Here is a 20,625-nt window from a genome sequence, read left to right as displayed (position 1 = left end):
CTGATCGGTCATTTATTGGGCGCGGGCAAGGCCACCGGCGTGAGCACCGAACGCCCGGCGAAGTATTCCACCAGGTTGTCGGCCACGCGCTGCACGGTGTCATGGGCGGCTTCCGGCGACAGACCCGCGACGTGGGAGGTGAGCACGGTATTGGCGAGCGTCTTGAGCGCGTCGGGCACCTTGGGCTCATCGTCGAACACATCCAGCGCGGCGCCACCGATGCGGCGTTGCTCCAGGGCTGCGACCAGGTCGGCGGTAACCACCACGCTGCCACGGCCGATATTGACCAGGTAGCCATTGGGTCCGAGGGCATCCAGGGCGTGGCGGTCGATCAGGTGCCGAGTGCCGGCGCCGCCGGGCGTGGCCAGGACCAGGAAGTCCGAGGTGCGCGCCAGTTCCACGGCGGTGGCGCAATAGGTGTAGTCGACGTCATCGCGCGGCTGGCGGTTGTGATAACTCACCTGCATGCCGAACCCCAGCGATGCGCGCTTGGCGATCTCCAGGCCCACCGCACCGAGCCCGAGAATGCCCAGTTGCTTGCCGCCCAGGGAAGGGCGCATCACCTTCGGCCATTCACCGCGGCGCACGGCGGCGTCCGTCTGCGGGATGCCGCGTACCAGCCCCAGCAGCAACGCCATGGCATGGTCGGCCACCGACGGCGCATTCACACCCGCGCCGTTGGTAACGACAATCCCGCGATTGCTGGCGGCCTGCAGGTCCACGTGTTCGTAGCCGGCACCGATGACACAGATGATTTCCAGCAGGGGCAGGGCGGCAATTTCCTCGGCATACAAGCCCAGCGGGCCGCGGGTCAGCACCGCCTTGATCTGGCCGCCGTGAGCCTTGATGGCGTTGGCGCGTTCGGCGGGCGTCGGCGCCAGGATCACATGAAAGTCGTTGCTCTCGATGATGGGCAGGTATTCGTTGATGGTTTCAACCAGAACCAGAACAGTGGCGGTCATCGGAAGGCTCTTCCTGAAGGGTTTGAGGGGATCAGTATGCGGGATTTGTAAGGCAGGGCGTTTTGTCGGGATAGAAAAATATACCGTAGGAGCGAGCAAATTCGCTCCTGCAGTCGCCGCGCGGTCAGAAAAAGACTTCGGCTGCTTTCACCCGCTTCACGAAGGCCCCTGTCAGGGTGGCATTGTGATGCTCGATAATCGCCTCGGCCTTGAGTACTGGCGTGTCCATGCAGGTGTGAGCGTCCTGCGGCAATACCACCGAAAAGCCCAGCTCCACCGCCACCCGGCATGTGGTGTCGATGCAGAACTGGGTTTTCATGCCCACGATCACCAGCTCATCGACGTGCGCCGCTTTCAGATGCTGCTCCAGGTCCGTGCCCAGGAAGCAGCTGGGGCGGCTCTTGTTGAACAGATGATCGCGGGACGCGTCTACGTCCAGCGCATGCCACGGTTGCCAGAGGGGGCTGCCGGCTTCAATCGGCGAACCTGCCGGGCCGGTGTGACAGGCCACGTAGATCGGCTTGCCTGCGCGGCGTGTGCGCTGGATCAGCTGGTTGATGCTGTGCAGCACGCGTTCGCGTTCGAAGGGTTTTTCCGGACCATCGTATAAACCGGTCTGCATGTCGATGATCAGCAGGGCGTCAGCCATGGTGTTGCTCCTTGTGATTGCCGAATGGCGGAGCAATAAAAAGGCCCCGTCCATTGCTGGCGGGGCCTTGGGTTGAATCCGTGAAGTGCTTAGTTCAAGCACCCACAGCCACCGCACGGCCCGCCGGAAGCGGTCGTGGTGGAAGTGTGGGTGAGGTTCGGCGCAATAAAATTCATGGGCCGATCATGCTTGCGTGGGCGAGGCGCTGTCAACCGGCAATGCCCCGGGTAGCGGCGCGTTGCTCCCAATTCCGGCCGCTGCACCGGCCCACCGTTCCTCAGCTAAGTCTTTGCTTATTCGAAAGAATCCCGGACAATCCGGCCCCTTCTATAGTTGGGGCGCTGCCTGTCAGGTTTTCTGACTCGTCCCGGCCATGTCAATGCGGAGATCCTACCGGATGAATGATCAGGCCAATAGCGTCGACGAACGCTATGAGACGACACCTGCAACTCTCACAACCTGGAGCCGTCAGGACACCACCTGGATGCTTGGCCTGTTCGGCACCGCCATTGGCGCCGGCACGCTGTTCTTGCCGATCAACGCGGGCCTGGGCGGCTTCTGGCCGCTGGTGATCCTGGCGCTGCTGGCCTTCCCGATGACGTTCTTCGCCCACCGTGGCCTGACCCGTTTCGTCCTGTCCGGGCGTGAAGGCTCCGACATCACCGATGTGGTTGAAGAACACTTCGGCATCAAGGCCGGTGCGCTGATCACGTTGCTTTACTTTTTCGCGATCTTCCCGATCCTGCTGATCTACAGCGTGGCGTTGACCAACACCGTCGGCAGCTTCATGGAACACCAGCTGCATATCCTGCCGCCGCCACGGGCGATCCTGTCGTTCGTGCTGATCCTCGGCCTGCTGGCCGTGGTGCGTTGCGGTGAACAGGTGATCGTCAAGGCCATGAGCCTGATGGTGTATCCGTTTATCGTCGCCTTGCTGTTCCTGGCGGTGTACCTGGTCCCGCATTGGAATGGCGGCATCCTCAGCACTGCCAGCGTGGTCCCGGCACCCTCCACATTGCTCAATACCCTGTGGCTGGCGATTCCGGTGATGGTGTTTTCGTTCAACCATTCGCCGATCATCTCGGCTTTTGCGGTGGACCAGAAGCGCCGGTACGGTGCCCACGCCGATGAGCGCAGCTCGCAGATCCTGTCCCGCGCGCACCTGTTGATGGTGGCGATGGTGCTGTTTTTCGTGTTCAGTTGCGTGTTGACCCTGTCGCCGGCGCAGTTGGCCGAAGCGAAAGCGCAGAACCTGTCGATCCTGTCCTACCTGGCCAACCACTTCAACAACCCGACCATCGCGTTTGCCGCGCCGCTGATCGCGTTCGTGGCGATCGCCAAGTCGTTTCTGGGGCACTACATCGGCGCCAGCGAAGGCCTCAAGGGCCTGGTGCTGAAAACCGGCCGCCGTCCGAGCGCCAAGAACCTGGACCGCATGACGGCCGCCTTCATGCTGGTGGTGTGCTGGATCGTTGCCACGCTCAACCCGAGCATTTTGCGCATGATCGAGACCCTGGGCGGGCCGATCATCGCCTCGATCCTGTTCCTGATGCCGATGTACGCGATCCGCAAGGTGCCGGCCATGGCCAAGTACCGTGGGCAGGCGTCGAATGTGTTTGTCACTGCGGTGGGGTTGGTGGCAATTACGGCGTTGGTGTATTCGTTTATTGCTTAAGCCTCACGCGGTCTCTATGACTGAGCAGGGCTGAAACTGTGGGAGCTGGCTTGCCTGCGATGGCGGTGTATCAATGTCAGATGGGCTGACTGAGACATCGCTATCGCAGGCAAGCCAGCTCCCACATTTGTTTCGGGTTGTCATTAATACTGTTCCAGGCAAAAAAAAGCGCCGCGTATCTTGCGATACGCGGCGCCTTTCACATCAACACACCCTTAGGCTTGAATCACCGGGATGTTGGCGCTTGCTGCGATCTTGCGGAACTCGGCGATCTGGTCGAAGTTCAGGTAGCGGTAGACGTCACTGGCCATGGTGTCCAGTTTCGCCGCGTAGCCCATGTACTCCTCCACGGTCGGCAGGCGACCCAGGGTCGAAGCCACTGCGGCCAGCTCGGCCGAAGCCAGGTAGACGTTAGCGCCGTCACCCAGGCGGTTCGGGAAGTTACGGGTCGACGTGGATACCACGGTCGAGTTCGGCTCTACGCGGGCCTGGTTACCCATGCACAGCGAGCAACCCGGCATTTCCATGCGCGCGCCGGCCTTGCCGTAGATGCCGTAGTAGCCTTCTTCGGTCAACTGGTGAGCGTCCATCTTGGTCGGCGGCGACAGCCACAGGCGCGTCGGCAACTGGCCCTTGACCTGCTCCAGCAACTTGCCGGCAGCTCGGAAGTGACCAATGTTGGTCATGCACGAACCGATGAACACTTCGTCGATCTTCTCGCCGGCAACGCTGGACAACAGACGGGCATCGTCCGGGTCGTTCGGCGCGCAGAGGATCGGCTCGTTGATTTCCGACAGGTCGATTTCGATGACTTCGGCGTATTCGGCGTCGGCATCGGCTTCCATCAGCTCAGGGTTGGCAACCCAGGCTTCCATCGCTTGGGCACGACGTTCCAGAGTACGAGGGTCACCATAGCCTTCGCCGATCATCCAGCGCAGCAGGGTGATGTTGGAGTTCAGGTACTCGGTGACGGACTCTTTGGACAGCTTGATGGTGCAACCGGCCGCCGAACGTTCGGCCGAGGCGTCGGACAGCTCGAAAGCCTGCTCCAGCGTCAGGTCGTTCAGGCCTTCGATTTCCAGGATGCGGCCGGAGAAGGCGTTCTTCTTGCCTTTCTTCTCGACTGTCAGCAGGCCCGACTGGATCGCGTAGTAAGGAATGGCATGAACCAGGTCACGCAGGGTGATGCCAGGTTTCATTTTGCCTTTGAAGCGCACCAGGATCGATTCCGGCATGTCCAGTGGCATCACGCCAGTGGCTGCGGCGAACGCGACCAGGCCGGAGCCGGCCGGGAACGAGATGCCCATCGGGAAACGGGTGTGGGAGTCACCACCGGTACCCACGGTGTCCGGCAGCAGCATACGGTTCAGCCAGCTGTGGATGATACCGTCGCCTGGACGCAGCGATACGCCGCCACGGGTCATGATGAAGTCAGGCAGGGTGTGGTGAGTGGTCACGTCGATCGGCTTTGGATACGCCGCGGTATGGCAGAAAGACTGCATTACCAGATCGGTCGAGAAGCCCAGGCACGCCAGGTCTTTCAGTTCATCACGGGTCATGGGACCGGTGGTGTCCTGGGAACCCACGGTGGTCATCTTCGGTTCGCAGTAGGTGCCAGGGCGAACGCCTTTGCCTTCCGGCAGGCCGCACGCCTTGCCGACCATTTTCTGCGCCAGGGTGAAGCCTTTGCCGGTGTCGACAGGTGCTTCAGGCAGCTTGAACAGGTCGGTAGGGCCCAGGCCCAGCTCGGCACGGGCCTTGTCGGTCAGGCCGCGACCGATGATCAGCGGGATACGGCCGCCGGCGCGAACTTCGTCCAACAGCACCGGGGTCTTCATTTCGAAGGTGGTGATGACTTCGTCGGTGCCGTGTTTGCAAACCTTGCCGGCATGCGGGTACAGGTCGATCACGTCGCCCATGTTCATGTTGGAAACGTCGAATTCGATTGGCAGTGCGCCGGCATCTTCCATGGTGTTGTAGAAGATGGGAGCGATCTTGCTGCCGAAGCAGAAGCCGCCGGCGCGCTTGTTCGGCACGTAAGGGACGTCGTCGCCGAAGAACCACAGCACGGAGTTGGTCGCGGATTTACGCGAGGAACCGGTACCGACCACATCACCGACGTAGGCGATCGGGAAGCCTTGGCCGCGCATCTCTTCGATCTGCTTCATCGGGCCGGTCTTGCCTTGCTCGTCCGGCACGATGCCTTCACGGGCCATTTTCAGCATGGCCAGGGCGTGCAGCGGGATGTCGGGACGGGACCAGGCATCCGGCGCGGGGGACAGGTCGTCGGTGTTGGTTTCGCCGGTGACCTTGAAGACGCGCAGGCTGATCTTGTCGGCCAGGGTAGGGCGGTTGCTGAACCACTCGCCGTCAGCCCAGGACTGGATTACGGCCTTGGCGTGTGCGTTGCCGTTGCGGGCTTTTTCAGCCACGTCGTGGAACGCATCGAACATCAGCAGGGTGTGCTTGAGCTGGGTGGCGGCGACAGGTGCCAGTTCGGCGTCGTCCAGCAGCTCGACCAGGGTCACGATGTTGTAGCCGCCTTGCATGGTGCCCAGCAGTTCAACGGCGCGCTTCTTGTCGATCAGGGGGGAAGTGGCTTCACCCTTGGCCAGGGCGGACAGGAAACCGGCCTTGACGTAGGCAGCTTCGTCAACGCCTGGTGGAATGCGGTTGGTGATCAGGTCAACGAGGAATTCTTCTTCGCCGGCCGGGGGATTTTTCAGCAGCTCGACCAGGCCTGCGGTTTGTTCGGCGTTAAGCGGCTGGGGAACGATACCCAGGGCGGCACGCTCTTCGATATGTTTGCGGTAGGCTTCAAGCACAGTTATTACCCTCATCAGTGGTCCCACGGGACGCTCATCCAGAAATGACCGGCACGCGTGCGCTCGGGGGCTTTTTGGGCCGCAAAGCCAGCGCTGCCGGCATCTCTCACAGAAGCTGCTTTCAAAGTTTTACGCCTGCAGAACGGAGCTGATGAGGGTTGGCGAGGGCATGACCTACCGAGTCATTGACCATCGCCAACACCGTTCTGAAGGAACGACTGTGCTCGTGACGCTTTGAAAACAGCTTCCAGCGGATTATTGGCGCCTTACAAGGCCGGGTGATTCTACGGCAAAAAAATGCTAAAGGTAAGTTGCCACGCCAAGTTTGCAGGGTGATGAAGGTTAGACAAAGGGCTAACATGGCGCAGTGTTTCGCTGATCTGCGTGTCGTTGCCCATGTCCCACCAAACCATCAAGACCCCCTGCGTCGGCCTGTGCTCCACGGTTTACGGCGATCTCGTGTGCCGGGGCTGCAAGCGCTTCCACCACGAAGTGATCCAGTGGAACGGCTATAACGAAGAAGAAAAACGCGCGGTCTGGCTGCGGTTGGAGCAACTGCTGGTGCAGGTGATGGTCGCCAAGCTGGAAGTGTTCGACCCCAAGACCCTGCGCGGCCAACTGGAGCAACGCAAGATCCGCTTTGTGCCGCATCAGTCCGAATACTGCTGGGCCTACCAGCTGATTGCCCGGGGCGCGCGGGTGATTTCCAATCTGGAGGCATATGGCATGGTGCTGCTGCCGGAGTTTCGCGACTGGGCCTTGCCGGAACTGCGGGATGCGATTGATCGGGAGTTCTTTATCCTGTCCGAGGCGCATTATCAGCGTTATATCGCCCCCGGTTTCCTGAAGGATGCATTTTCCCAGGAATAACACATAACCCAATGTGGGAGCGGGCTTGCTCGCGAAGGCGGTGTATCAGCCAATTATGTATTCACTGACACACCGTATTCGCGAGCAAGCCCGCTCCCACATTTTTGAGCGGCGTCGTCCGGAACATCGAATCAGGCCTTGGTAGCCAGCTCTCCCAGGTGATCCATCAACGTTTGCGGCTTGAGCACCAGCACATCACTCTCCAATGCATCCAGTATCACCTCCGCCGTATTCCCGATCAGCGCCCCCGACAGCCCGGTACGCGCCACGGTGCCGATGATCGTCATGGCGGCCTGCCACTTGCGGGCGGCAAACGGGATCAACACATCCGCCGGCCCTTCCTCGATATGCAGGTGCGCGTCGTCCACATCAAATTCCGCCTGAAACGCCTTGCACTGTTCGCGGTAACGCGCCTGGATGGTTTCCCTGAGCTGGAACGTCGGATCCGCCGCCGACAACATGGGCGACGGATGGGCGCTGATCACATGCAACTGCGCCTTGGCCAGGCTGGCGATTTCAAAGCCGTGGTCGATGATCGTGTTGTGCAGCTGCTGATGTTCAGCATCGGTGTTGCCCACATCAATCGCCGCCAGGATGACGCCATCCGTCCACGGCGTCGCCGTCTTGGCCAGCAACACCGCGCACGGGCAATAACGCAGCAGTTTCCAGTCCGCAGGCGTCAGCAGGGCTTTTTTCAACGGACTGTCGGGAAAATGCTGCTTGATCACCAGCCCGCACCCTTCGGCCTGCTGCACGTCGATGATGGTTTCATGCAGGCTGGTGTTCCACGCCTGCTCGGTGCTGACGCTGTAGCCGTCTTCCTGCAAACCCGACTTGAGCAGGCTCAACAGCGCCGAATGCTCATGCTGTTTGTCGCAGACCAGCAAGTGCAGGTGCGCGCCGGTGACGCCGGCGATCAGCTTGGCACGCTTGAGGGCCAGGCTTTCCGAATGTTCGGGCTCGATGACCACCAGGATGCTGCGGATAGCTTGCATGGTCGGGATCTCCAGGAAGGGGCATAGGCAACAACTATAGTTGCTGCGCGGCACACGTCATGTTGATGCACATCAAGGCCCGCGACTGGTGGTCTGCGGCGCGGTCGGTATAATCGGCGCCCTTTTGTGACGCTTTTGCCCGTGAGCCCGATGAACCTGCCAGAAATCCACGAATTCCTCGGTTGCCGCACCCCTGATGCCTGGGTCCAGGCCGCGCTGGCCGATCAGGAAACCCTGCTGATCGACCACAAGAACTGCGAATTCAAGGCCGCCAGCACCGCCCTGAGCCTGATCGCCAAGTACCACGGCCATGTTGACCTGATCAGCATGATGTCGCGCCTGGCCCGCGAAGAGCTGGTGCACCATGAGCAAGTCATGCGCCTGATCAAGAAGCGCAAGGTGGAGCTGCGCCAGTTGCATGCCGGGCGTTATGCCTCCGGTTTGCGCAAGGTCGTGCGCAGCCACGAGCCGGTCAAGCTGGTGGACACTTTGGTCGTGGGTGCCTTTATCGAAGCGCGCAGTTGCGAGCGTTTCGAAGCGTTGGTGCCGCATTTGGACGAAGAACTCGGCAAGTTCTACTTCGGCCTGTTGAAAAGCGAGGCGCGACACTTCCAGGGTTACCTGAAGCTGGCGTACCAGTACGGCGACGCCAAGGACATCGCCCAGGTCATCGAGCGGGTGAGGGCGGCCGAGCAGGCACTGATCGAATCACCCGATGTCGAGTTCCGCTTTCACAGTGGCGTGCCAGCCTGAGGCCACGGCCACGCCGATCAATGCGCTGACCCCGGTCAGCAGCAGGATCACTGTCTGGGTCGTTAAGGGCCCGGCCAGCACGGCAATCGCGAGACCGGCCAAGGGTTGCGCCAGGTTGTTGAGCAGCGTGATGACGCCCACCGTTTTGCCGAAATCCTGCGCGGGGATAACCCGCTGACGCATGCTGCGCATGTACACGTTGAACATCTTGTCGAAGCCGGTGACCAGCAGGAAGCCCAGGCTATAGGCCCACAGGTCTGGACTGAATGCCATGACCAGTGCCCCGACGACGATCATCGAGTACGACAGCCCGCCCAGCACTTTCAACGCCAGGGTGGCGCGTGCCAGGTAAAACAGGATGGCAATCGTCACCCCCGCGCCGGCCGCCTGCAACAGCGCGTAGGCCTCTTTGCCGGCGGCGAATTGCCCCGTGACCAGCGCTGCCGAGGTGGCCAGCGTCACGCCGATGATCAGGTTCACACCGACCGCGAGGGCAATGATGCGCTTGAGTTCCGGCAAGTTGCGGATATGCCCGAAGGCGATACGCAGCGGTTGCAGCCAGATACCCGCGTTCCGATCGACGCGCTCCAGGTTCACCGTGGTGTTGCGCTGCCAGACCAGCATCGCCAGGTCGGCCAGCACAAACAGCCCGGCGATCCCCAGCACCACCCAATGCCAGGCCCACACCTCCAGCATCAGGGCGGCGATTAGCGGGCCAAGCACCAGGCCGCTCTGGTCGGCAATTTGTGAATAGGAGAGGGTCTTGGCGTAAGTGTATTGCTCGAAGACCCGCGGCATCAGCACTTCCCGCGCCATGATGCCCTGGGTAGTCAGTACCCCGCACAGCGCCGAGAGCAGCACGATCCAGTAAATACCGTCGAACATCGCGTACAAGGCGACCGCCAGCACACAAGCCAGCGCCCGGTAAACCTGGCTAATATGCAGGATGCGCGCCGGCGCGAACCTGTCGCACAATGCACCGCACACGGGGAATGCCAGGTAACGTGGCAGCGATTCGACAAAAAACGCCAGCCCGGCCCAGGCGACGCTCTGGGTGGTCTGGAACACAATCAACGGCACGATAAACAGCAGAATCTGGTCGGCCAGCCGTGACAGGAACAGTGATACGAAGAACGCCAGGTAATCCTTGCGCATACAACTCCCTGTGGGTGGCGTTAAAGATTGCAGGTTATTTGTTAAAAACTCTTAAAAGCATGAAGCTTCGTCGAGCAATGCTGGCCAGCTGCTCGGGTTGCCCAGCTTGCCACCTATAATGCCTGCTCTTCAATCCGCGTCGGCACACTGAGAATTTATGGAAAACCTGGGGCTGGGCAAGGTCTTGCTCGTTGAAGACGACGAAAAACTGGCAGGGCTGATCGCGCATTTCCTGTCGCAGCATGGTTTCGAGGTGCGCGTGGAGCACCGCGGCGACGAAGCCCTGGCGGCGTTCCTGGACTTCAAGCCGAAGATCGTCGTGCTCGACCTGATGCTGCCCGGCCAGAGCGGCCTGCATGTGTGCCGCGGGATCCGCACGGTGTCCGACACGCCGATCGTGATCCTGACGGCCAAGGAAGACGACCTTGACCATATCCTTGGCCTGGAGTCCGGTGCCGACGACTACGTGATCAAGCCGATCAAGCCCCCCGTGCTGCTGGCCCGTCTGCGCGCCCTGCAACGGCGGCAGGCGCCGGAACCGACGGTGCGCGGGGCCCTGGCCTTCGGGCGCTTGTCCATCGACCGCAGTTGCCGGGTGGTCAGCCTGGGCGACGACAAGATCGACCTCACCACCATGGAGTTCGAGCTGCTGTGGCTGCTGGCCAGCAATTCGGGCACGATCCTGTCTCGCGATGACATCCTCAACCGTATGCGCGGCATTGCCTTCGATGGCCTCAACCGCAGCGTCGATGTGTACATCAGCAAACTGCGCGGCAAACTCAACGACAACCCCCGCGAGCCGGTGTGCATCAAGACCATCTGGGGCAAGGGCTACCTGTTCAACCCGTTCGCGTGGGAGGTCTAGATGCTGCGGCTGTATATCCGCCTGTACATCATCCTGGCGCTGGGCCTGGCGGGGGCGATCTGGCTGGTCAATTACACCTACGACGAGCTGCTGCCTGAAGCCAATGAAACCTATAACCGCGAAGCCATGCGTGGCCCGGCCTATGGTTTGGTCGAGCAGTTGCGGCCGCTGCCGGCGAGTGCCCGCGAGGCCCGGGTGCGCGAGCTGCAGCCCTATTACGGCCTGCGCCTGGACCTGGTGCAGCGCGATGAACTGGGGTTGAGCCAACGCGAGCGGCAATTGCTGGCGGACGGGCAGTTGGTGGTACGTGGCGATTTTATGGAGTTCATCGCCACCATCGACGGCGGCCCGCAACTGCTCAATATCAAGCTGCCCGAAGAGCCCAAATGGCTGTACTTGTGGGCCTACGGCCTGCTGGGGTTGAGCCTGGCGATCGTGCTGTATTTCTGGGTGCGTCCGCACTGGCGCGACCTGGAACACATTCGCCTGGCGGCACAACGCTTTGGCAACAACGACCTCAGCTCACGCATCCTGTTGCCACGGCGCTCCACCGTGCGCGCGTTGGCCGGGCATTTCAACCAAATGGCTGAGCGCATCGAAAGCCTGATCGCCAACCAGCGCGACTTGACCAACGCCGTGTCCCATGAACTGCGCACGCCGATTGCGCGCCTGTCGTTCGAGCTTGACCAGCTCAAGCAGCTGGGCGACCCGCGCCAGCGCAGTGAATTGATCGCGGACATGTATGCCGACCTCGGCGAGCTGGAAGAAATGGTCTCCGAGCTGCTCACCTACGCCAGCCTGGAGCGTGGCGCCACCCAGGTCACCCGCGAGCGCATCGAGGCCCACAGTTGGCTCGACAGTGTGATCGGCAGCGTGGCGCTGGAGGCTGAGGCCGCCGGCATCCAACTGTCGTTGCGCACCTGTGAGGTGGATTTTATCGAGATCGAACCGCGCTTCATGGCGCGTGCGGTGATCAACCTGCTGCGCAACGCGATCCGCTACGCCGAGCGCCGCGTGGAAGTCTCGCTGGTCAAGTTCGGCAGCGGCTACGAAGTGCGGGTGTGCGACGACGGCCCCGGCGTGCCGGAGGAGGGCCGGTCGAGGATTTTCCAGCCTTTCATGCGCCTGGACGCCAGCCGCGACCGTCGCACCGGCGGCTTCGGCCTGGGCCTGGCGCTGGTGCAGCGGGTGTCGCAGTGGCACGGCGGCCAGGTGCAAGTGCTGGATTCGGAATGGGGCGGGGCGTCGTTCCGGATGACATGGGCGTACAACGGCTAGAAGGTGTATTCGATCACACCCATCACCGACGTCTGCAGCCGCCGCTCCACGATCGGGCTCTTGCCCGCTTCATCCGCCAGGTACTGTATGTCCAGCAAGGTCGAGAATTGGGTATGCTCGCTGATCGGCAGGCTCCATACCAGGTTCATGCCATTGCTGATATTGCCCGCACCCGCCTTGTAGGCGTTGAAGCGGCTGCGCGCGGCCTGGCCGGTGGTCACGCCGTACCAGGTCTGCAGGTAGTTGCGGTCGCCAAAATGGCTGCTGAGGCTGGCATCGACGCAGCCGTAGCGGCCTTCGTACAGCTGGGTGCCGAGGCTCAGCTCCAGGTGGGTAAACGCTTTGCCGCTGTCCTTGTGGTCATCTTCCTTGAGGGCGTGCTCCAGGGTGGCGCCGACTATCATGCGGCCCAGGTTGTAGCGAACACTGACCCCCACTTGCGCACGCGACTTGATCTCGCCCATGCCTTTGAGGCGTTTGGAGCCCGCATGCAGGGACGCGTTTTTATCCTTGCGCGATTCGCTGGCGCCCACGTAGGCGCTGAAGCTCAACGCATGGCCTTCGTAGCCCCAGCCCAACCCTTTGTCGGTGTCGAGGAAAATCCCCCAGGGGCTGACGACGGCGGCGCCGACCACGGGAGTGGTCCTGCGCTCGTCGCTGCCGCTGTAGCGCGGCAGGTTGGCCACGCCGGCCTTGAGGCTGTAGGCCCAATCCTCGGCCATCACGCTGTCGACGCCGGTTAGCAAGCACAGGGACGTGAAGGACAGGCAAAGGTGTTTGGCATTCATCAGGGTTTTCATGGGCTCAGAAACTCAGGGAGGGGTGGGTACGTTTGAAGGAGTAGCCCGAAGCGCTCAGGCCGTTGACCTGGCGGCTGACGGTATCGCCCAGGCCGTAGCCGGTGCCGGCGAGCACCGCATGGGCGTTGTCCACGGGCAGCAGGATGTAGTCGGTCAGCGGCTCGTCGTGCAGTTGGCCGCGAATCACCAGGAAACCTTCTTCCAGGCGCACACTGATGCCGCTCAACGGCGCATCGGGTTCGTGAGTGTTGAGCACTTGATAGGTGCCGATGGTGTCGGCCCAGGCCAGCGGCAGCGGCGGCGGGTTGATGCGCTCACCAATGGCGACGCGCTGGCCATGGCTGCGCGCGGTGAGCATCTGTCGGCCTTGCACGGTGATGACGTCGAGCTGCACGCGACCCAGTTCATCCAGGTCCTTGAGCCAAAAGCCCAGTACCTTTTTTTGCGCGCGCAGCCAACCTTGATCGTCACGCAGCAGCTCGAAGTCATGGCCAGCCAGCTCGCCGTGCAGCCGGTGGGCATCGTCTTTGATTCGAAAGATTCCCCAGGCGGTGGCATAGAACCCGGCCAGGCGTTGGCGGTCGACGGCGGCCGGCACCTGGCGCAACTTGAGCCCGTGGCGGGGCGCCTGGCAGTCGTCGCCGCACACCGGCTCGCCGCTTTGCGCCTGGAGCATCAGGCGCAGGGTATCGGTGGCCAATGTGGCGACCAGGTCTTCGGCATTGCTGTCATTGGCCATGATGATCACGGCCAACTGCTGGTCCGGCAGCAGCGTCAGTTGCGCGGCAAAATCATCACCACCGCCGCTGTGCTGGAAGGCACGCACGCCACGGCCCACCGGCTCGTCACCGCAGGGCGCAAGAAACCAGGCCAGGCCGATCTGGCAATCGAAGTCCAGGGCGTTGCCGGTGTTCTGTTGGGTGAACATTTCATCGATGGAGCGGCTGGCCATCACCCGGTTGCCTTTGTACAGCCCCTTGGCAAAGAGCATCTGCACGTAATGGCCAAGGTCCTTGGGGCTGGCCCACAAGCCGCCGGCGGCGAGGTCACGGACTTGCGCGTCGGTGCTGGCGATACCGTCCTGATAACCCTGGGCGCGATAGCCTGTCTGTGCAGCGGTCCCGATAAAGCTTGCGCGGTCCATCTGCAGCGGTTTGAGCAGGCTGTGTTGCAGCTGGACTTCAAATTCTTTTGCGCTGCTGCGCTCGATCGCAGCGCCCACCAGCGCGTACCCAATGTTTGAATAGGCCACCTGCGTGCCGGGCGGTGTGCTCAGCCAGACGCCTGAAAGGCGCATTGGCATCTGCCCCATGGCGTAGCGGTTGTGAAGGTCGCGCAGGTGTTCGCTGGGCAAACCGGATTGGTGGCTGAGCAGGCGACGCAAGGTGATATCGCGGTCGGCGGCCTGCTGGTCGGTGTGGAAGCGCGAGCGCACATGGAATTCGCGCAGGGTCTGCTGGATCGGCGCGTCCAGCGCCAGTCGCTGCTGTTCAACCAGTTGCAGGGCGGCGCTGGCGGTGAGTAGCTTGGAGATCGCGCCGGCCCGGAAGGCGGTGTTCGGCGTCACCGGCAGGCCCTTGGCTTTGTCGGCCATGCCGAACCCACGGGCCCAGATCAACTCCTGGCCGTTGACCAGCGCAATCGACAGGCCTGGGGTATTGGCCTGAGCCATGTCATGGGGGATGCGGTTTTGCAGGTAGCGGATAATCGCGCTGTAGTCGCCCTTGGGGATCGACGGCGGAGCAGGCGGCTGCCCATGGCAGCCGATACTGCCCAACAGGCAACCGAGCAGTGGAATACTGCGCAATGTGCGAAGCATGAAGAGCACCCGGCAGGTGGTTTGGATGCCGGGATGCTAGGGGCACGACGCCCGGAGGTCTTTGACAGCTTTGTCGAAAACTGTCAAAGACTGTTAACGGGCAAACCCGGTGGCTCCTCTCAGTGCAATACGCGCTGGAGGAACTGCCGAGTCCTATGAGGTCAGCATTGCTTTGTAGAGACAGAGAACGATGACGCCAATGAGCAATGGGGCCTGATAGGGGAGCGGGTTAGCTCGCGCTGTGTCAGTCGCTGCATGCATCCACTGATACTCCGCCTTCGCAGGCAAGCCAGCTCCCACAGTTTGACCGGGGCCGACATAAGGAATCGCTCGGCTCCACGGCCGCCGCGGGCTTTTCCACACTGGGGTTTCGCACCCGGCGTTATCGGCCCATCGCCTCCAGGATCCCATGGGCTGCCTTCACCCGTTCAGCATTCGGGTAGTTCCTGTTCGCCACTATCACCACGCCCAGGCCCTTGCTCGGCACATACGCCACATACGCGCCAAACCCGTTGGTGGAACCGGTTTTGTTCACCAGCCTGTCGGCACTGGGGGCCTGCGGCGGGGTCAGCCAGTTGACCTTGTGCGGCTCAATGGCCATTTGTGTCGAATTGCCGGCCACCAATGCATCAAGCTTGATCGGGTAGGGATACATCTCCCAACCCAGGCCCTGGGTCATGCCTTCGACGGTGTAGTAGCCGGTGTGGGTGATAGCGATGGCCTTTTGCAGCGCAGGGTCCAGTGTCGCCGGGCGCATATTCACCTGCACGTAATGCAGCAGGTCTGAAGCGCTGGTCTTGATGCCGTAGGCTTCGCTGTCGAGGGCCCCAGAGCCCACGCGCACGGGGTTGCCGTCCTTGCCGTAGCCTTGGGCATAGAGGCTCATCTGGTCAGTGGGTACCTTGATAAAGGTGTGCTCAAGGCCCAGTTTCGGCAGCAAGATAGTCCCCATCAATTGATCGAAAGGCTGCTTCAGGCTCTGCGCCGCCAGGTAGCCGAACAGGCCCAGGCTCGGGTTGGAATACAGGCGGTGGGTGCCTGGGGCGAAGTCGGGTTTCCAGTGCTGGAAGTAGCTGATCATGCGCTGGCTGTTATCGGCCTCACGGGGGAATTGCAGGGGCAGGCCACCAGCGCTGTAGGTGCCCAGGTTGAGCACGCTGATGTGCTCGAACGGGCTGCCGCGCAAGGCTGGCAGATACTGGCTTGCCGGGTCGGTGAGGGTCAGGTTGCCGGTCGACACGGCATACCCGGCAAGGGTGGCGGTGAAGGTTTTGCTCACCGAGCCGATCTCGAACAAGGTGTTTTCGCTGACGGGCTGCCGGGTGTCTTTGCTGGCGACACCGTAGCTGAAGTACGCCATCTTGCCGTCCTTCACGACGCCGACGACAAGGCCGGGAATGGACTGTTGCTGCATCAGTGGCTTGACGCTGGCGTCCACCACCGCCCGCAGGTCTGGCGCGGCCAGGCAGTTGCCGGCCACGAGGCACAACGCCAGTGCGGTTGAATGGCGTGCTACGAACGTTTGGCGCATGGCGGGATTCCGAACAGGGGGCAGCGCATTTATGAACGCCTGCCGCGCAGTAAAAACTGCATTACACCAGATACTTGCGGAACCAACCTAATGTCCTTTCCCAAGCCAGATTCGCCGCCGCCTCGTCATAACGCGGTGTCGAGTCGTTATGGAAACCATGGTTGGCGCCCTTGTAGATATAGGCTTCATAGGTCGTGCCCGCCGCCTTCAACGCCGTTTCGTACGCGGGCCAGCCCTCGTTGATACGTGTATCCAGCTCGCCGAAATGCAGCATGATCGGCGCCTTGATCCGTGGTACGTCCTTGGCCTCTGGCTGGCGCCCGTAAAACGACACCGCCGCGCCCAACTCCGGATAAGCCACCGCGGCCGCGTTGGTCACGCCACCGCCATAACAGAAGCCCGTGATGCCGACCTTGCCGGTGCTGCTGTCGTGGTGCATCAGCCATTCGATGGCGGCGAAGAAGTCGTTCATCAACTTGGTCGGGTCGACGGTCTGTTGCAGCGCCACGCCTTTCTCGTCGTTACCGGGATAACCGCCGACCGAGCTCAGGCCGTCGGGAGCCAGAGCGATGAAACCGGCCTTGGCCAGGCGTCGGGCGACGTCTTCGATATAGGGGTTCAGGCCACGGTTTTCGTGGACCACCACCACGGCCGGCAATTTGCCTGCAGCCTTGGCCGGACGCACCAGGTAGCCGCGCACGCTCCCGTTGCCTTTGGGTGAGGGGTAGGTGATGTAGTCGGCGACGATATCCGGGTCGGTGAATTTCACCTGTTCGGCCAGGGCATAGTTGGGGCTCAGCGCCGCCAGCAGGGCCGAGGCGGTGAGGCCGCCAAAGGTGAACAGCGCGGCGCGGTCGAGAAACTCGCGGCGATTGATCTTGCCGTGGGCGTAGCCGTCGTAGAGCTCCAGCAGTTCGGGTGCAAAGTCTTTGGCGGTGAGACGAGTCATCGGTGCAATCCTCGATTGGCGGTGGCAATCAATGTAGACCAGGTTCAGCCCTCGCGGCCATGGGCGGCGGCGGCCAGTTGCGCGGTGTCGACGCGCACGAACACCGAGTCACCGATTGCAGTGAGCACGTCGCCGGCGTATACCTCGCAGACCACGCGGCTTTTACGGCCCACGTCGCCTTCGACCCGCGCGCGCAGGGTCAGCGGAATGCCCATGGGGGTGGGCTTGATAAATTTGATGCCCAGGTTGCCGGTGACGCAATCGATACGCGGCAGGCTGCCCGGTTCGCGGTGTTCGGCCTGGTAGTGGTAGGCCATGGCGGTCCAGTTGGAATGGCAGTCCACCAGCATGGCGATCAGGCCGCCATAGACCAGGTCGGGCCAGCCGGTGTAATGGGGCTCGGGTTGATACTCGGCGATGACGTGGATGCGGTCTTCGTCCCAGCGGCTCTTGATGTGCAGGCCTTGTGGGTTGCTGGCGCCGCAGCCGTAGCAGACGCCTTCCGGGGCCGTGATGTCTTGCAGAGACGGGGAATGCATGCAAAGTCCTTATTGTGGTGAGCGGCTACTCTGTTTAGCAAAACAGGCGCCTGATGGGAATACATGCATTTGTTCGGAGAGCGCGGCATGAAACGTGGAATTTTACTGCTCGCCCTGGGTTGTATCGCCAATGCACAGGCGGTGGAGTACACCGCCGTCAACCCTGCCGCCAGTCAGATCAGCTTCACCTACCAGCAATTGGGGCAGCGGGTGTACGGCACGTTCGGCCAGTTCGAGGGCACGCTGACCTTCGATACGCAGCGGCCGGAGGCGGGGCATGCGCTGCTCAAGATTCAGCTCGCCAGCATCAACGCGGGGAGCGACGATGCCAATGACACCCTGCAACGTGCGTCCTGGTTCGATACCGCGACCTATCCGGTGGGCGTGTATGAGTCCACCTCGGTCAAGGCGCTGGGCGGTAACCGCTTCAGGATCAGCGGTCACCTGACCATCAAAGGCACCACGCGGCCGGTTGATGTACAGGTGCTGCTCAAGGAGCTGGATGGCATTGGCGTGTTTGACGGTGAGTTCATTCTCAAGCGCGGCGACTTCAGGATCGGTGAGGGCGAGTGGGCCGGCAACAGCGTGGTGTCCAATGACATCAACATCAAGTTCAAGATGGTCGCGCCGCAGCGCTAACGGGCGAACTTCCTTGCACCGGCCACGCAGCCGATCACCGCGACCGTCACCAGCACCATGCCCAGGCTCACCTGTTCGTGCAGCAGGCCCGCCGCCAGCGCCAGGCCGAAGAAGGGTTGCAGCAATTGCAATTGGCCAACGGCGGCGATGCCCCCCTGCGCCAGGCCGCGATACCAGAACACAAAGCCGATCAACATGCTGAACAACGCCACATAACCCAGGCTCAGCCAGGCCGGCAGGCTGATGCCGGCAAAACTCGACGGCGCCAGGAGCAGGCTCAACGGCAAGACCACCGGCAGCGAGATCACCAGTGCCCAGCAGATCACCTGCCAGCCACCCAGGCTGCGCGACAGCGTGGCGCCTTCGGCGTAACCCAGGCCGCACACCAGCACCGCCAACAGCATTAACAAGTCGCCAACGGGCGCGGCACTCAAGCCTTGGGCGACGGCATAACCCATTACCAGCGCGCTGCCCAGGGTTGAAAACAGCCAGAACACCGGGCGTGGCCGCTCGCCGCCACGCAGTACGCCAAACACGGCGGTGGCCAGCGGCAGCAGGCCGATGAACACGATGGAGTGCGCGGACGTCACGTATTGCAGCGCGAGGGCGGTGAGCAGCGGGAAGCCGATGACCACGCCAAGGGCGACGATTGCCAGAGGCATCCATTGGTGGCGCGCGGGGCGTTGTTCCTTGAACAGCCACAGCAGCAGCAAGCCCAGGCTGGCGGCGATGGCAGCACGGGCCAGGGTGAGGAAAACCGGGTCGAATTCCATCACGGCCAGGCGCGTGGCGGGCAATGAACCGCTGAAAATCAGTACGCCGATAAAACCGTTGATCCAGCCTCGGGTACTTGTATCCAGGGTGCTGAAGGGGGATGTACGTTCCATGAAAAGTGCCCGCCAGAAAGAAAGGTTGCGCTTGGGCCATCCTAGGGGCGAGCATTGTGACAATCAAAAAATTGTCATGGATACATCCCCAATGCCGCGTGCCCGCTACAAATTACTGGTCGATGGGTTTGCCGAGGACATCCGCAGCGGGAAGATGCCGCCCGGTACGCGGCTGCCGACTCACCGCCAACTGGCTGCCGAGCACGGCCTGGCGCTGGTCACCGCGAGCCGCGTGTACAGCGAGCTTGCGGCCATGGGGCTGGTCAGCGGTGAAACCGGGCGTGGCACCTTTGTGCGTGAAATCTTGCTGCCGCCAGGGCAGGGCAGTGGGCAGATGACCGTTGCAGCGGGCATGCGCGACCTCAATTTCAACTACCCCTCGTTGCCGGGTCAGGCCGATCTGCTGCGCACGGCGTTACGCCAATTGGCGCTGTCCGGCGACCTCGAGGCCCTGCTGCGCTACCAGCCTCACGCGGGGCGCTTGCATGAGCGAGCCACCTTCGCCCGGCATTTGCGCAGTCGCGGGTTGACCGTACAGGCCGAGCAGGTGCTGCTGGTCAGCGGCGCCCAGCACGGCTTGGCGGTGACGCTGATGGCGCTGCTCAAGCCCGGCGATGTGGTCGCCGTCGATGCCTTGACTTATTCGGGGTTCAAGGTGCTCGCCGAGACCCTGCACCTGGAAATCGTCGCAATCCCGGTAACATCCGCCGGCACAGACCTGGACGCCCTGCAAAACCTGTGTCGCCGGCGCCCGGTGCGGGCCGTGTACAGCATGCCAACGCTGCACAACCCTTTGGGCTGGGTGATGGACCGGGCCCAGCGCGAGCGGTTGGTCGCCATCGCCCGCCAGCACGACCTGATCATCATCGAAGACGCGGCCTACGCGTTCCTCGCCGCACACCCGCCGCCGCCCGTGGCGAGCCTGGCGCCGGAACGCACGGTGTATGTGGGCGGGCTTTCGAAAAGTGTCGCGACCGGTCTGCGCGTGGGCTTTGTCGCGGCACCCCTGGAATGGGTGAAGACACTGGAACGCACGATCATGGCCACCACCTGGAACGTCCCAGGCGTGATGAGTGCGATTGCGGTGGCGTGGATCGAGGATGGCACCGTTGCGCAACTGGAAGCGCAAAAGCGCGAGGATGCCCAGGCGCGGCAGGCACTGGCGGCGCAAGTGCTCAAAGGGTTGGCCTACACCAGCCATCCTTCATCGTATTTCTTGTGGTTGCCCCTGGCCGAAGAGGCCCGCGCCGATCAGGTCGCCATGGCCTTGCAGTGCGAGAACATCTCGGTGTCCACTGCCGAGCCGTTTGCCGTTTCTGCCCATGTCCCGCACGCGTTGCGGCTGGCGTTGGGCTCGGTGACGATGCCGGCACTGCGTGACGCGCTGCTGACCGTGCGCAGGCTGGTGGCATGGTGAGCCGGATGCGGCGGCTC

At 62.3% G+C, this 20,625-nt stretch carries 18 protein-coding genes; 7 read left to right on the top strand and 11 right to left on the bottom strand.

The features are described 5' to 3' along the window. Window positions 1-8 precede the first annotated feature (8 nt). Together H0Z09_RS07085 and H0Z09_RS07080 are read right to left on the bottom strand one after the other, a co-directional pair. Window positions 9-962 carry a 2-hydroxyacid dehydrogenase gene (locus H0Z09_RS07085; protein ID WP_186688903.1) on the bottom strand — a complete coding sequence of 318 codons (954 nt, stop codon included), beginning with the start codon at window positions 960-962 and terminating at the stop codon, window positions 9-11. 124 nt (window positions 963-1,086) lie between these two features. Beyond that, a complete protein-coding gene (locus H0Z09_RS07080) occupies window positions 1,087-1,611 on the bottom strand; it encodes a cysteine hydrolase family protein (protein WP_186688901.1) in 525 nt (174 codons plus the stop codon). A 397-nt stretch (window positions 1,612-2,008) separates the two neighbouring features. Here H0Z09_RS07080 and H0Z09_RS07075 point away from each other — a divergent pair, with 397 nt between their 5' ends. Then, the gene (locus H0Z09_RS07075; protein ID WP_186688899.1) at window positions 2,009-3,286 is read left to right on the top strand and encodes a serine/threonine transporter; all 1,278 of its coding nucleotides are present in this window, start codon (window positions 2,009-2,011) and stop codon (window positions 3,284-3,286) included. 215 nt (window positions 3,287-3,501) lie between these two features. Here H0Z09_RS07075 and acnB read toward each other — a convergent pair whose 3' ends face one another. Further along, entirely contained in the window at window positions 3,502-6,111 is a 2,610-nt protein-coding gene (gene acnB, locus H0Z09_RS07070) for a bifunctional aconitate hydratase 2/2-methylisocitrate dehydratase (protein ID WP_186689291.1), read from the bottom strand. 396 nt (window positions 6,112-6,507) lie between these two features. On the opposite strand from acnB, the gene H0Z09_RS07065 reads away from it, so the two are divergent. Beyond that, a complete protein-coding gene (locus tag H0Z09_RS07065) occupies window positions 6,508-6,981 on the top strand; it encodes a DUF1289 domain-containing protein (RefSeq protein WP_186688897.1) in 474 nt (157 codons plus the stop codon). A 131-nt stretch (window positions 6,982-7,112) separates the two neighbouring features. Here H0Z09_RS07065 and H0Z09_RS07060 read toward each other — a convergent pair whose 3' ends face one another. After that, window positions 7,113-7,976, bottom strand: a complete 864-nt coding sequence (locus H0Z09_RS07060) for a universal stress protein (RefSeq protein ID WP_186688894.1) — start codon at window positions 7,974-7,976, stop codon at window positions 7,113-7,115. Window positions 7,977-8,126: 150 nt separating this feature from the next. Between H0Z09_RS07060 and miaE the strand changes: the two genes are divergently transcribed. After that, complete coding sequence (gene miaE, locus H0Z09_RS07055) at window positions 8,127-8,729, top strand: tRNA isopentenyl-2-thiomethyl-A-37 hydroxylase MiaE (protein ID WP_076954603.1); 603 nt, start codon at window positions 8,127-8,129, stop codon at window positions 8,727-8,729. Here the strand turns inward: miaE and H0Z09_RS07050 are convergent. Beyond that, window positions 8,685-9,884, bottom strand: coding sequence for an MFS transporter (locus H0Z09_RS07050; RefSeq protein WP_186688891.1), 1,200 nt, complete (start codon window positions 9,882-9,884; stop codon window positions 8,685-8,687). The genes miaE and H0Z09_RS07050 overlap by 45 nt on opposite strands. Window positions 9,885-10,041: 157 nt before the next feature. On the opposite strand from H0Z09_RS07050, the gene H0Z09_RS07045 reads away from it, so the two are divergent. Together H0Z09_RS07045 and H0Z09_RS07040 are read left to right on the top strand one after the other, a co-directional pair. Beyond that, on the top strand, window positions 10,042-10,749 hold the full coding sequence (locus H0Z09_RS07045; protein ID WP_186688888.1) for a winged helix-turn-helix domain-containing protein: 708 nt from the start codon (window positions 10,042-10,044) through the stop codon (window positions 10,747-10,749). Continuing rightward, window positions 10,750-12,027, top strand: coding sequence for an ATP-binding protein (locus tag H0Z09_RS07040; RefSeq protein ID WP_186688885.1), 1,278 nt, complete (start codon window positions 10,750-10,752; stop codon window positions 12,025-12,027). Here H0Z09_RS07040 and H0Z09_RS07035 read toward each other — a convergent pair. The 5 genes from H0Z09_RS07035 to H0Z09_RS07015 all read right to left on the bottom strand — a co-directional run bounded on the left by H0Z09_RS07035 (window position 12,024) and on the right by H0Z09_RS07015 (window position 17,665). After that, a complete protein-coding gene (locus H0Z09_RS07035) occupies window positions 12,024-12,815 on the bottom strand; it encodes a MipA/OmpV family protein (RefSeq protein WP_238340203.1) in 792 nt (263 codons plus the stop codon). The two genes, H0Z09_RS07040 and H0Z09_RS07035, sit on opposite strands and share 4 nt — an antisense overlap. Before the next feature lie 16 nt (window positions 12,816-12,831). Beyond that, entirely contained in the window at window positions 12,832-14,646 is a 1,815-nt protein-coding gene (locus H0Z09_RS07030) for a serine hydrolase domain-containing protein (RefSeq protein WP_186688879.1), read from the bottom strand. Window positions 14,647-15,028: 382 nt separating this feature from the next. Further along, window positions 15,029-16,177 carry a class C beta-lactamase gene (gene ampC, locus H0Z09_RS07025; protein ID WP_186688866.1) on the bottom strand — a complete coding sequence of 383 codons (1,149 nt, stop codon included), beginning with the start codon at window positions 16,175-16,177 and terminating at the stop codon, window positions 15,029-15,031. A gap of 61 nt (window positions 16,178-16,238) precedes the next feature. Continuing rightward, on the bottom strand, window positions 16,239-17,126 hold the full coding sequence (yghX, locus tag H0Z09_RS07020) for a YghX family hydrolase (protein WP_186688864.1): 888 nt from the start codon (window positions 17,124-17,126) through the stop codon (window positions 16,239-16,241). Between the two features lie 44 nt (window positions 17,127-17,170). Beyond that, complete coding sequence (locus H0Z09_RS07015; protein ID WP_186688863.1) at window positions 17,171-17,665, bottom strand: PaaI family thioesterase; 495 nt, start codon at window positions 17,663-17,665, stop codon at window positions 17,171-17,173. An 87-nt stretch (window positions 17,666-17,752) separates the two neighbouring features. On the opposite strand from H0Z09_RS07015, the gene H0Z09_RS07010 reads away from it, so the two are divergent. Further along, a complete protein-coding gene (locus H0Z09_RS07010) occupies window positions 17,753-18,304 on the top strand; it encodes a YceI family protein (protein WP_186688862.1) in 552 nt (183 codons plus the stop codon). On the opposite strand, the gene H0Z09_RS07005 is transcribed toward H0Z09_RS07010, so the two are convergent. Beyond that, window positions 18,301-19,191, bottom strand: coding sequence for a DMT family transporter (locus tag H0Z09_RS07005; RefSeq protein WP_186688861.1), 891 nt, complete (start codon window positions 19,189-19,191; stop codon window positions 18,301-18,303). The two genes, H0Z09_RS07010 and H0Z09_RS07005, sit on opposite strands and share 4 nt — an antisense overlap. 91 nt (window positions 19,192-19,282) lie before the next feature. Here H0Z09_RS07005 and H0Z09_RS07000 point away from each other — a divergent pair, with 91 nt between their 5' ends. After that, window positions 19,283-20,608, top strand: coding sequence for a PLP-dependent aminotransferase family protein (locus H0Z09_RS07000; RefSeq protein ID WP_186689288.1), 1,326 nt, complete (start codon window positions 19,283-19,285; stop codon window positions 20,606-20,608). Window positions 20,609-20,625 lie beyond the last annotated feature (17 nt).

The organism is Pseudomonas sp. SWRI18 (assembly GCF_014268345.1).
Classification (GTDB): domain Bacteria; phylum Pseudomonadota; class Gammaproteobacteria; order Pseudomonadales; family Pseudomonadaceae; genus Aquipseudomonas; species Aquipseudomonas cedrina.
The sequence above is the reverse complement of the archived record's forward strand: the minus strand, read 5'-3'. Positions and strand labels throughout refer to the sequence as shown.